Below are 12,194 nucleotides of genomic sequence, written 5' to 3'. Positions count from 1 at the left end.
GGGAGAAGGACATATGCCGTGGCCTGTCCTTCTCCCTCTCCCCGTTTCCAGGGAGAGGGCCAGGGTGAGGGCTGCGCCCTTGCCTTATTTCGCAGCTTCGACGGCGGACTTCAGTTCCTCGACGGCTTCCTCGGAGGAGAGCTCACCGTTGAACTGGCGGGTCACGACGTCGTAGATGGCGTTCTTGACGGAGGCCGGGTTGGCATGGCCATGCGCCATGGAGCCGAACAGCGAGCCATTGGTGTTGGCTTCCGCAAGGTCCTTGATGGCCTTCTTGCCGCACGCGTCGAAGGCTTCGTCGGAGACGTCCGTGCGGGCCGGGGCGGAGCCCTTGACCACGTTGAAGGCCGACTGGAAGGCCGGGCTCTCGATGGCCGACGCCATGGTCAACTGGGACGGAACCTTGTCCTCGGCGACCTTGAACATCGCGAACTGGTCGGAGTTGAAGGTGACCGAGCCTTGCGTGCCCGGGAAGCGCATGCAGACGAAATCCGTGCCCGGCACCTTGCCGGCCTTGATGAATTCGCCCTTCGCCCAGTCTCCCATGAACTGCACGCCGGCCTTGCCTTCGATGACCATGGCGGAGGCAAGGTTCCAGTCGCGACCCGAGAAATTGTCATCGACGTAGGAACGCAGCTTCGTCATGCGGTCGAAGGCTTCCTTCATCTGGGCGCTGCCCAGCGTTTCCGGATCGAGGTCGATGAAGGCCTTCTTGTAGAAGTCGTTGCCGAAGGAGAGCACGACCGCGTCGAAGATCGTCGCATCCTGCCACGGCTGGCCGCCATGGGCGACCGGCGTGATGCCCTGTTCCTTGAACTTGTCGAGCAGGGCGACCAACTCGTCCCAGTTGGTCGGCTCCGCGCCGCCGGCAGCATCGAGTGCGGCCTTGTTGACCCAGACCCAGTTGGTCGAGTGCACGTTGACGGGCGCGGCGATCCAGTGGCCGTCATACTTGGAGAACTGCTGCAGGGCGGTCGGGATCACGCTGTCCCAGCCTTCCTTGGCGGCGATCTCGTCGAGATTGCCCAGCGCGCCTTCCTTGGCCCAGTCGAGAATGTCGAAGCCGAGCATCTGCACCGCGGTCGGCGCGTTGCCACCCGTGACGCGGGCGCGCAGCACCGTCATGGCTTCCGTGCCGCCGCCGCCGGCGACCGGCATGTCGGTCCAGGAAATGCCCTTGGATTCGAGATCCTTCTTGAGCACGTCGAGGGCTGCGGCCTCACCGCCGGAGGTCCACCAGTGCAGGACTTCCACGCCTTCCGCGGCCTTGGCGGACAGGCCGCCCATCGTCATCATCACCGCGGCGATCGCGGTGGTCGTCAGAAACTTGCGCATCGTATTCCTCCCGTTTGCAAGTTCGAGGGCGAGAGCCTCCTCCCGCCGATGGTTCATCTGCGGCTTAAAGCGCCGTGCCAATTTAAAACGTTGTAAATTTGCGGAGTCAAGCTCGTGCCACGCCTGCGGAGATATGCTTTTGCAAATGCGGTAAATTCCGGAAATTCGGGTATTTCATGCCGCGCGTAAAGCGTTGTGCAGTGCACTGAAATCGTTTTAAATTCTGTGCGATGCAAGATTGCCGAAGACGGGGCTCGCCGGTATGGTGCCGGATATCGCCTGCCGCCATTCGAAGAACCGCACCCGTGTCCCGCATCGAAAAGCCCGCCGACAGTGACCCCGCCCGCAACGTGCTTCGAACCGGCAAGCCGACGCTGAAGACGATTGCGGAAATGACGGGCCTCGCGGTCACCACGGTTTCCCGTGCGCTCGGCAACGCGCCGCAGATCTCCGAGACGACGCGCCGGCGCGTGCACGAGGTCGCCGCCGAGATCGGTTACCTGCCGGATCGCGCCGCCCAGCGCCTCAAGACGGGTCGCACCAATGTCGTATCCGTCCTGCTCGATCCGCATGAGGAGATCCTGGGCTTCGGCACGTCCATCATGCATGGCCTGGCGCGCGCCCTTCAGGGCACCGCCTACCATCTCATCGTCACGCCGAATTTCCTCGATGGCAGCAATGTCGATGCCGTCAACTACATCATCCGCAACGGCATGGCCGATGGTCTCATCTTTTCCCGGACTGAACCCTTCGATCCGCGCGTGCGGCTGCTGCTGGAAAACGGCTTTCCCTTCGTCACCCACGGCCGCACGGAATTCTCCACCCCGCATGCCTTCGTCGATTACGACAATTTCGCCTTCGCCTATGCGGCCACCAGACGGCTGATCGTCAAGGGCCGACGCAAGGTGACGATCATCCTGCCGCCCCGGCGCCTTACCTTCTACCAGCACATGCTGCACGGTTTCATGACTGCCGTGCGTGAGGCCGGAGTCGCCTACGAGATTCCCGAGGCGCTCGATCTCGACAGCCCCGCCGACATGATTCGCGACTATGTGCGCCGCCGCAGCGCCGAGCCCGATCCGCCCGACGGCTTCGCCTGTCCCGGCGAGGTGTCGGCGCTCGCCACGATCACCGGCATGAGCGACCGCGGCCTTTCGCTCGGCGGCGAATACGACATCGTCGCCAAGCAGACGTCTCGGCTGCTCAGCCAGATCCAGCCGAAGGTCGAGACGATCTACGAGGACCTGACGGCGGCAGGCGAGGCGATGGGCCGGCTGCTGCTGAAGCGCATCGGCGGCGAGCCCATCGAGGACCTCTCTATCCTGCAGAGCCCGCAATTCAGCTTCCCGACGCCCTGAGCGGGCGGCAGCGCCGGTCCCAGCCATGGTTGTCGGGAAAGCGTGGCTCATCGCGGCATCCACCAGCCGGTGCGCGCACCGATATGCATGTTGAGCGTCTTGGTCTCCGTATAGTCCTCCACCGCATGGCGGCCGAGCTCTCGGCCGAGGCCGGACTGGCGGTAGCCGCCGAAGGGCAGCTCCGAGGCGCCATCCATGAAGGTGTTCATCCAGATCGTGCCGGCGCGCACCTTGCGGCCGACGGTGAGGCAGGTGTCGAAGTCCCGGCTCCAGACGCCGGCCGACAGGCCGTAGTCGATGGCATTGGCGATGCGGATCGCCTCTTCCGTCGTCTCGAAGGTCAGAACCGAAAGCACCGGACCGAACACTTCCTCGCGGGCGACGGCCATGTCCGGCTGAACGCCCGAAAGGATGGTCGGGGCCATGAACTGGCCGAGGCCGAGGTCGAGCGCCGCACCGCCGAGCGCCACCGAGGCGCCGGCCTTCGCCGCGCCGTCCACATAGGCGCCGATCTTTGCCAGGTGCTGCGGCGTGATGATCGCGCCGACCTGCGTCGCCGGATCGAGCGGATCGCCGACCTTCACCTTCTTCGCCAGGTCCGCGATGCGGGCTGTCACGTCGGCGGCGATGGATGTGTGCAGGATCAGCCGCGAGCCGGCATTGCAGCATTCGCCGGCATTGAAATAGGCGCCGAAGACGGCGGCGTCGACGAAGGCGTCGAGATCGGCATCGGGGAAGACGATCTGCGGGTTCTTGCCGCCGAGTTCGAGCGACACCTTCTTCAACGTCTGCGCCGCATTGGCCATGGTCAGGCGGCCGACGCCGGTCGAGCCGGTGAAGGAGACCATGTCGACATCCGGATGCGTCGTCATCGGCGCGCCGACCTCCGGGCCGGTGCCGGTGACGATGTTGACGACGCCTGCGGGCACGCCTGCCTCGATGAGGATCTCCCCGAGGACGAGCGTCGAGCCCGAGGTGAGCTCGGACGGCTTGACCACCGTCGTGCAGCCGGCGGCGAGCGCGAATGGTAATTTCTGGCTTACGATCAGGAAGGGGAAATTCCACGGCGTGATGATCGACACGACGCCGATCGCCTCGCGCAGCACGACGCCGAGCGTGCCGTCGCCGAGCGTGTTGTAGCTTTCGCCGTGAAGATCGCGGGCAAGCGCCGCGGCATAGCGCCAGATGTCGACGGCGCCGCCGAGTTCGCCCTTGGCCTGGCTGATCGGCTTGCCGCTTTCGATGCAGTCGAGGAAGGCGAGCTCATCCGCGCGCGCGGCGATGAGGTCGGCGGCCTTCAGGAGGATGTTGGAGCGCTCGGCGCCGGTCATGGACGGCCATGGTCCGTCGTCGAAGGCCTTGCGCGCGGCGGCGATGGTGCGCTCGGCATCGCCCTTGCTGCCGGCCGGATAGCGGCTGACGACGATGCCGTGGCCGGGCGCGATGCGCTCGATCGGCTGGCCGGTGCCCTCCGTCCAGGCGCCGTCGATCAGCATGCGGAAATCGCGTGCCTTGAAGTTTTCCAGCGCCTTGGGTTTCACATGCGCGGTCATCACCATTCTCCCTTGAAATCAGCGGGGCGCTTGCCCGTGAAGGCGGCGACGCCTTCCTTGAGGTCCCCGGTCTTGGCGACGAGGATCGAGCCGAGGGCCTCCACCGCCGCGCCATTGTCCTCGCCGTTCGCCACTGCGATCATCAGCTTGGAAACTTCCGTTGCCGCCGGCCCGCGGGCCGCGATGCGCGCGGCATAGGTCTTGGCCGCTTGCACGGCTGTCCCGGTTTCCACCACCTGATCGACGATGCCGAGCGTTGCGGCTTCCGCCGCCGTCAGCACCTCGCCGCCGAGCAGCATGCGGCGCACCGCCTGGGCGCCGAAACGCTTCACCAGCCGCTGCGTGCCGGACCAGCCGGGCACCATGCCGAGGCCGGCTTCCGGCAGGCCGATCTTCACCTGGGCGTCCGCGATGCGGATATCGGCCGCCGCCGCCAGTTCCAGCCCGCCGCCGAGCGCATGGCCGTTGATAGCGGCGATCAGCGGCATGCGCAGCGTCGCCAGCCGTTCGAAGACGCGGTGGCCGAAGCGCACCCAGGCATGGCCGAATTCGTTCGGCTCCATGCCGGCCCAGGCGCGGATATCGCCGCCGGCGGAGAAGGCCTTGCCTTCGCCGGTGAGGATGGCGACACGCACCGCGGCATTCGCCTCGACCGCGTCGCAGGCCGCCGAAAGCTCCTTCAGCATGTCGATGTCGAAGGCGTTCAGCTTTTCCGGCCGCGCGACGGTGATCGTCGCGAGAGGACCTTCGATATCGATGCGGATGCGCGGCTCAGCCATGGGCGGCTCCCGCCAGCGTGCGCGGCGCCTTTTCGGGCAGCGTGAGGCCGGTCAGTGCATCGGTGAAGAGCTTTGCGTCCATCACCGTGAGGTTGGGCGAAACGATCAGCGCGAATTCCGACTGGTCGAGGATATGCGCCTTGAGATCGACGCCGGGCGCGATCTCGGTTAGCACGATGCCGTCGGGCGTCAGCTTCATGACGCAGCGCTCGGTGACATAGGTGATGTCCTGCCCCTGTGCGACGCCGCGCGGGCCGGAAAAGGTGACATGCTCGACGGCATTGACCAGCTTCTTCAGCTTGCCTTCCTTCTCGATGACGAGCTTTCCATCCGCGACGGCAAGCCTGGCGCCGGCATTGAACATGCCGGAGAAGACGATCTTCTTCGCCCGCGCCGTGATGTCGACGAAGCCGCCGGCCCCCGCCGTCACATGCGGACGGAAGGAGAGTTTCGAGACGTTCACCGAGCCGTCCCTGCCGATTTCCAGGAAGGAGAGCAGCGAGGCATCGAAGCCGGCACCCTGGAAATAGGTGAACTGGTAGGGCGAGGGCATGAAGGCATCGGCATTGGAAGCGCAGCCGAAGGCGAAGTCGAGCAACGGCACGCCGCCGACGGCGCCCTGCTCGATCACCCAGGTGACGGCGCCGTGCAGGCCCTCTTCCAGCAGGATGCGCGGCACGTTGGCGGAGATGCCGAAGCCGAGATTGACCGCGCTGCCGGCCTCCAGCTCCTCGGCCACGCGGCGGGCGATGACCTTCTGGATGTTGAACTCGGGCACGCGGAAACTGGCGAGCGGGCGGAAGATCTCGCCGGAAATGGCGGGGTCGTAGAGGGTCTGCGTCGTCTGCTTCTGGTCCGGATCGACCACGATGTAATCGACCAGCACGCCGGGCACGCGCACGTCGTGCGGCTTCAGGGAGCCGTCCTTGGTGATGCGCTTGACCTGCGCGATGACGATGCCGCCATTGTTGCGGGCGGCGAGCGCCTGGTCGAGCCCGCCGAGAGTGGCGCCCTCGTGTTCGTAGGTGAGGTTGCCGCGCTCGTCGGCGGTGGTGGCGCGAATGATCGCCACGTGAGGCGCGATCGCCTTGAAGTAGAGCCATTCCTCGCCGGCGAAGGTGATCTTCTCCACCACCGGCTCGGTCGCCGCGGCTTCGTTCATCGCGCAACCTTCGCGGCTTGGGTCGACGAAGGTCTCCAGGCCGACCTTGGTGATGACGCCGGGGCGCTTGGCGGCCGCTTCGCGGTGCATGTCGAAGAGGATGCCGGAGGGGATGTTGTAGGCGGCGACCTCGTTCGCGCCGATCATCTGCCAGATGAGCGGCGGTTCGGAGGAGGAGGGGCCGGACGGATAGGAGCCGCCGATGATCGTCTTCAAGAGGCCTTTCCTGGCGATGTAGTCGACGCCCTTGATGCCGCTCATGTCGCCGGCGGCGATGGGGTGCAGCGTCGTCAGGTTCCTCGGATGGCCCGTTTCGTCGAAACGTTCACCGATCGCCTTCAGCATCAGGTCCGGGCAGCCGAGGCCGGAGGAGGAGGAGACCGAGACGACGGCGCCATCCGGGATCAGGCCTGCCGCCTCGCGCGGGGTGATATGCTTGCTCATGGGGCTCACAGTCCCGGTTCGATGCGGACCGCACGGCCCGTTTGGGCCGCCTCGACGACGGCAAGGCCCGTCGCCAGCGACCAGATGCCGTCTTCGCCGGTGGCCGAGGGCGTTCCCTTGCCGGCGATGGCGGCATGGAAGGCGGCGAGGGTGGCCTCGTAGAGGTTGTGATGGTCGAGCGGCAGCTCGTGCTCGCCGTCGGCATCCCGGAGCGTCACCGTGCCGGTCGGGCGCTGCGTCATGACATTGCGGCCGATGAGGGAGCCCTCCGTGCCATGGACTTCGAGGCCGGTTTCGGCGAATTTCGTGGTGAAGCCGTCATGGAACTGCGCGATCGTGCCGGAGCCGAAGCGCAGCACGCCCATCACGGCATCCTCCAGCCCCGCCTTGCCCATGCCGCCGGCCTGCGAGAAGGCGACGGCCTCCACCGGATCGTCGTCGAGCACGAAACGCAGCGTGTCGGCATCGTGCACGGTGATGTCGAGGATGACGCCGCCGCCGGCCTCCGGCTTGTCGAGCCGCCAGCCCTGCAGGTGCGGCGGGAGGTAGACGGCGTGGAAGACGCGGGCCGACAGCGGCTTGCCGATGCGGCCGGCCTTGATGGCATCGCGCATCGCCCGGTGCGTCGCGGCATTGCGCAGGTGGTGGTTCGTCGCCAGCACGACGCCGGCCGCCTCTGCCGCCGCGATCATGGCGCGGGCATCGTCGAGCGAAAGGGCGAGCGGCTTTTCGCACAGGATGTGCTTGCCCGCCTTCGCCGCGGCGAGGGCCTGGTCGCGGTGCAGCTCGTTCGTCGTCGAGATGTAGACGGCGTCGATCTCAGGGTCGTCGAGCAGATCGGCAAGCGTCGTGACCGACTTTGCGATGCGCTGCTCGTCCGCATAGGCGCGGCCGCGCTCGGCGCTCGTGCTCATCACGGAGACGACCTCGCCGCCCGTCGCGCGGATCGCGCCGATCACCCATTCCTTCGCGATCGTGCTTGCGCCGATCAAACCCCAGTTTGTCATGCGGAAATCCTCCTCGTCCTGTCCGTCTGGCCGGCACCGCAGCTCTGGCGCACGACGAGGCGCACGGAGCTGACGATGGTCTCGGGCTCCACCCGGCCGGCATTGATCTGTTTCAGCAAGAGTTGCGCCGCGCGCCGGCCCATGCCCTGCGGGTCAACGGAGACCGTCGTCAGCGCCGGCACGGCGGTTTCGGCCTCGATCACGTCGTCGAAGCCCACCACGGCGAAGTCGCGGCCCGGCTCCTTGCCGGCGGCGCGCAGGCCGTCGCACACGCCGAAGGCGGCGGCGTCGTTGAAGCAGAGCGCGGCGGTCGGCGCCTCGGGCAGAAGCAGCGCGCGCTCGATGGCGGCAACGCCGCCGGCGCGCGAGGCCGCCGTGCCGATGACGAGCCGGTCCGGCGCCGCAAGTCCGGCTTCCGAAAGTGCATCCCGCCAGCCTTCGACGCGCTCGGTGAAGACCGTGGTGTTGGCGATGCCGCCGAGGAAGGCGATGCGGGTATGGCCGAGCGAGACGAGGTGCCGTACGGCATCCTTCGCGCCGGCATAGTTGTCGGAGAACAGCGTCGAGACCTTGGCACCGACGACATTGCGCACCACGGCGACGACCGGGATGCCGCTGGCGGCGAGCGGCTTCAGGTCGGCCGCCTCCGTTCCGCGGGCCGGCGACAGGATGAGGCCGGCAATGCCGTGCTCGCGCATGGAGGCGATGACCTCGCGCTGGCGGTCGACGCTTTCGGCGGAGTTCGACAAAAACTGCACGTAGCCGGCCGACTGCATGACCATGTCCATGCCGACGGCAAGCTCGGCGAAGAAGGAGTTGGTGAGGTCGTTGACGATGATGCCGATGATCCGCGAGGATGCGGACTGGCGCAGGTTCGCCGCGCCGCGATTGTAGACATAGCCGAGTTCGCGGATGACGGCGTTCACCCTGGCGCGGGTCGCCTCGTTCACCAGGGGGCTTGCCTGCAGCACGAGCGAGACGGTCGACTTCGACACGCCGGCGGCGCGCGCAATATCGACGACGGTCACCCGGCTCTTGTTCACGGTCTTCCTCCCTGCGCAGGGCGTTCGAGCCCGCTTGTTGACGGCAATTAATTGGATCGTTCCAAATTTGTCAAGAGGGTTTGGATCGCGCTTGATGAAGTTGAATGGCAAAGACCAGATGCCCTCATATTGTATCGCCATCCTCTCCGCTCGTCATGGTCGGGCTTGACCCGACCATCCATGCTACGTCCGCAAGGTCTCGGATTCAGGGAATCCCGGCTCAAGGTCGAGAATGACTGCAGAGGGCGGAGCAGGCGCTTTCCTGTCTCTCGACATGGCTGGCGACGCGTCGCTGCCGAACGCAATCCGGCAAAAATCTCCCTTGAAATTTGGAACGATCTAAATTATTGCCCTGAAAAACCCGGGAGGATTTCATGCCGATCAGCCTTACCCTGCCGCAGCCGGATGGCGGCCTTGCCCGCTACGAGCTTGTCGGGACGCCGCTTGAGCGCCCCACCGCCGCGCCTGTCTTCAGCCGCATCGCCTATGCGGCGGCCCATGTGGTTTCCGATCCGCGTCGCGACGCGCGGCCGTGGGAGGCGCCGGCCATCGACTGGGAGCGTACGATGGCGTTCCGGCACCATCTCTGGTCGCTCGGCTTCCGCATCGCCGAGGCGATGGACACGGCGCAGCGCGGCATGGGGCTCGACTGGGCCGGCGCGCAGGAGCTGATCCGCCGCTCGCTGGCCGAGGCGAAGATCGTGCCGGGCGCCGATCTCGCCTGCGGCGCGGGCACGGACCAACTCGACCCCGCCGATGCGCGTTCGCTTGACGACGTGATCCGGGCCTATGAGGAGCAGGTCGGTTTCGTCGAGAAACACGGTGGCCGGGCCATCATAATGGCGAGCCGGGCGCTCGCTCGCCTGGCGGCCTCGCCGGACGACTACCGCAAGGTCTATGGCCGCATCCTCGGCCAGGCGAAGGACAAGGTGGTGCTGCACTGGCTGGGCGACATGTTCGACCCGCAGCTTGCGGGCTACTGGGGCTCCAGGGATTTCGCGCCTGCGCTGGAGACGGTCCTGTCGATCATCGCGGAGAACCGCGGCAAGGTCGAGGGCATCAAGATCTCGCTGCTCGACAATGCCTGCGAGGTGGCGTTGCGCAACCGGCTGCCGGAGGGCGTGCTCTGCTTCACGGGCGATGACTTCAACTATGCCGAGCTGATCGAGGGTGACGGGCGGAGGTACAGCCATGCCCTGCTCGGCATCTTCGATGCGGTCGCCCCGCAGGCTTCCAAGGCGTTGGCAGCGCTCGCGACTGGCGATGCCGCCACCTTCCGGGCCGTCATCGAGCCGACGGTGCCGCTCTCGCGCAAGATCTTCGAGGCGCCGACGCAATATTACAAGGCGGGCGTCGTCTTCCTCGCCTGGCTCAACGGCCACCAGGACCATTTCACCATGCCGGCCGGCATGCAGTCGGCCCGCGGCCTCCTGCACTATGCCGACGTCTTCCGCCTTGCCGACCGGGCCAACGTGCTCGACAGGCCGGACCTCGCCGCTGCGCGCATGAAGAACCTGATGACGGTGCTCGGCGTCGGGCAAGATTAGCTGTGGATGACCGGCCCTGCCGCCGGTTCTTGCCGCTGTCAGGCGTTAAACTCCGTCTTCTCGAAGGAAGACACGGGAGCGGGCGATGGCAGCGGGCGAAGTGAAGGTCGGGGAAAGCTGGAAGGCGCCCCTGGCGGCGGAATTCTCCAGCCCCTACATGGCCGACCTCAAGGCCTTCCTCCTGGAGCAGAAGCAGGCGGGACGCCGCATCTTCCCGAAAGGCTCGGAATATTTCCGAGCCCTCGACCTGACGCCTCTGGAGGAGGTGCGTGTCGTCATCCTCGGGCAGGATCCCTATCACGGCGAGGGGCAGGCGCACGGGCTCTGCTTTTCCGTGCAGCCCGGCGTGCGCATCCCGCCGTCGCTGGTCAATATCTACAAGGAAATGCAGGACGATCTCGGCATCCCGCCGGTCCGTCATGGCTTCCTGGAGCATTGGGCGAAGCAGGGCGTCCTGCTTTTGAACAGCGTGCTGACGGTGGAGATGGGCCGCGCCGCCTCGCACCAGGGCCGCGGCTGGGAGCGGTTCACCGACGCGGTCATCCGCGCCGTCAACGAGCAGGAAAAGCCCGTCGTCTTCATCCTCTGGGGCTCCTATGCGCAGAAGAAGGCGGCCTTCGTCGATCGGGACCGCCATCTCGTGCTGCGCTCGGCCCATCCTTCGCCGCTTTCCGCCCATAACGGCTTCTTCGGCTCGCGGCCGTTTTCCAAGGCGAACGCGTTTCTCGAAAAGCACGGCCGCAAGCCGATCGACTGGCAATTGCCGGGCCCGCCGGGCTGAGCAGGCTCTCGGGGCGAGGGTTGCTCCTCACCTGCCTGCCGGCATCCTCTCCCCGCAAGCGGGGCGAGGAGCGATGGACGCGCCGCCTTCCTCCCTCCCGCTGCTTGCGGCAGAGTGATCGCTGATAGGGTACGGCATTGCCACATCCTCCTTCTCCCCGCTTGCGGGGAGAAGATTCCGGTAGGGGGTGAGGGGCAGGCTCCTCAGCGGACGAGCGTCTCGTCGAGCAGCGCCATCACCTTTTCCGCATCGATGCCGATGCAGGCGTGCTGGCTCGGCAGGTCGTCCCAGTTGCCGGGCGGGAATGTGCGGGCGTCCGGCTTCTGGATCGTCTGGCCATCGGCAATGCCGCCGGCGACGACGCGGATCGCGCCGGGGCGGGTGGTGAAGAGCTCGGGGGCGACGAGATAGATGCAGGCGCAGCTGTCATGCACCACCATGCCCTCGTCCTCCACATGCTGGCCGTAGAAGTCGATGTAGAATTGCGAGATGTCGGAAAGCAGCTTCAGGTGCTTGCCGTTCCGCTCGGTGAGTTCGGCGAGGCGCTTGCGGGTCATCACCGTCTTCATCGTCACGTCGAGGCCGACGACCACGACCTTCCACGGCGCCGTCATCACCGCGTCGGCGGCTTCCGGGTCGCCGTGGATGTTGGCTTCGGCGGCCGGCGTGATGTTGCCGGGCACGTCGAAGGCGCCGCCCATGATGATGACCTGCCTGACGAGGCCGGCAATACCGGGGTCTTCCTTCAGCGCATAGGCGAGGTTCGACATGCGGCCGACGGCGATCAGCGTCACCTCGCCGGGATTGGCCCGTACGGTCTCGATGATGAAGCGGTGCGCCGGGCGCGGATCGAGCGGCAGGTCGATCGTGTCGGGCACGTCGATATTGCCGAGCCCGTCATGGCCGTGGATCAGCACCGGCCAGTCGACCGGGTTGCGCATCGGATTGTAGGTCTTACCCTCGCCGCGGGCGACGGGGGCCGCGATGCCCCATTCGCGTTTCAGGAACAGGGCGTTGCGCGTTGTGGTCTCGATGGCGGCATTGCCGAAGACGGTGGTGATGCCGATGAGGTCGATCTCGGGATGATTGTGCAGGAACAGCAGCGCCATCGCGTCGTCGACGCCGGGATCCGTGTCGAAAATAACCTTGTGCATTGCGGGTGTCTTTCTTCTTGTCTTTATGGAG

The 12,194-nt window shown here is 66.3% G+C and carries 10 protein-coding genes; 3 read left to right on the top strand and 7 right to left on the bottom strand.

Features of this window, described 5'->3' with window-relative positions; translation table 11 throughout:
- Nucleotides 1-84: 84 nt before the first annotated feature.
- Complete coding sequence (locus EV665_RS07450; protein WP_245507667.1) at nucleotides 85-1,296, bottom strand: ABC transporter substrate-binding protein; 1,212 nt, start codon at nucleotides 1,294-1,296, stop codon at nucleotides 85-87.
- 431 nt (nucleotides 1,297-1,727) lie between these two features.
- Between EV665_RS07450 and EV665_RS07445 the strand changes: the two genes are divergently transcribed.
- Nucleotides 1,728-2,693 (top strand): LacI family transcriptional regulator, encoded by a 966-nt coding sequence (locus EV665_RS07445; protein ID WP_245507666.1) that lies wholly within the window; start codon nucleotides 1,728-1,730, stop codon nucleotides 2,691-2,693.
- Between the two features lie 47 nt (nucleotides 2,694-2,740).
- Here EV665_RS07445 and EV665_RS07440 read toward each other — a convergent pair whose 3' ends face one another.
- Genes EV665_RS07440 through EV665_RS07420 form a run of 5 tightly spaced genes read right to left on the bottom strand, consistent with a single transcriptional unit; the run spans nucleotide 2,741 to nucleotide 8,681 of the window.
- On the bottom strand, nucleotides 2,741-4,246 hold the full coding sequence (locus EV665_RS07440) for an aldehyde dehydrogenase family protein (RefSeq protein ID WP_133033600.1): 1,506 nt from the start codon (nucleotides 4,244-4,246) through the stop codon (nucleotides 2,741-2,743).
- Nucleotides 4,246-5,025 (bottom strand): enoyl-CoA hydratase/isomerase family protein, encoded by a 780-nt coding sequence (locus tag EV665_RS07435; protein WP_133033599.1) that lies wholly within the window; start codon nucleotides 5,023-5,025, stop codon nucleotides 4,246-4,248. The genes EV665_RS07440 and EV665_RS07435 overlap by 1 nt, the downstream gene beginning before the upstream one ends.
- Nucleotides 5,018-6,631: an acyl CoA:acetate/3-ketoacid CoA transferase gene (locus EV665_RS07430; RefSeq protein WP_133033598.1), complete on the bottom strand. Its 1,614-nt coding sequence runs from the start codon at nucleotides 6,629-6,631 to the stop codon at nucleotides 5,018-5,020. The genes EV665_RS07435 and EV665_RS07430 overlap by 8 nt, the downstream gene beginning before the upstream one ends.
- A gap of 5 nt (nucleotides 6,632-6,636) precedes the next feature.
- Nucleotides 6,637-7,638, bottom strand: a complete 1,002-nt coding sequence (locus EV665_RS07425) for a Gfo/Idh/MocA family protein (protein ID WP_133033597.1) — start codon at nucleotides 7,636-7,638, stop codon at nucleotides 6,637-6,639.
- Nucleotides 7,635-8,681 carry a LacI family DNA-binding transcriptional regulator gene (locus tag EV665_RS07420; protein ID WP_133033596.1) on the bottom strand — a complete coding sequence of 349 codons (1,047 nt, stop codon included), beginning with the start codon at nucleotides 8,679-8,681 and terminating at the stop codon, nucleotides 7,635-7,637. The genes EV665_RS07425 and EV665_RS07420 overlap by 4 nt, the downstream gene beginning before the upstream one ends.
- A 374-nt stretch (nucleotides 8,682-9,055) precedes the next feature.
- Between EV665_RS07420 and EV665_RS07415 the strand changes: the two genes are divergently transcribed.
- Both EV665_RS07415 and ung read left to right on the top strand, forming a co-directional pair.
- Nucleotides 9,056-10,228 (top strand): dihydrodipicolinate synthase family protein, encoded by a 1,173-nt coding sequence (locus tag EV665_RS07415; protein ID WP_133033595.1) that lies wholly within the window; start codon nucleotides 9,056-9,058, stop codon nucleotides 10,226-10,228.
- A gap of 85 nt (nucleotides 10,229-10,313) precedes the next feature.
- Complete coding sequence (gene ung / locus EV665_RS07410; protein ID WP_133033594.1) at nucleotides 10,314-11,009, top strand: uracil-DNA glycosylase; 696 nt, start codon at nucleotides 10,314-10,316, stop codon at nucleotides 11,007-11,009.
- Between the two features lie 203 nt (nucleotides 11,010-11,212).
- Here ung and EV665_RS07405 read toward each other — a convergent pair whose 3' ends face one another.
- A complete protein-coding gene (locus EV665_RS07405; RefSeq protein WP_133033593.1) occupies nucleotides 11,213-12,163 on the bottom strand; it encodes a nucleoside hydrolase in 951 nt (316 codons plus the stop codon).
- Nucleotides 12,164-12,194 lie beyond the last annotated feature (31 nt).

The sequence above is a fragment of the Shinella granuli genome, from assembly GCF_004341885.1.
Taxonomy (GTDB): domain Bacteria; phylum Pseudomonadota; class Alphaproteobacteria; order Rhizobiales; family Rhizobiaceae; genus Shinella; species Shinella granuli.
This window is presented reverse-complemented; position numbering and strand designations above follow the sequence as displayed.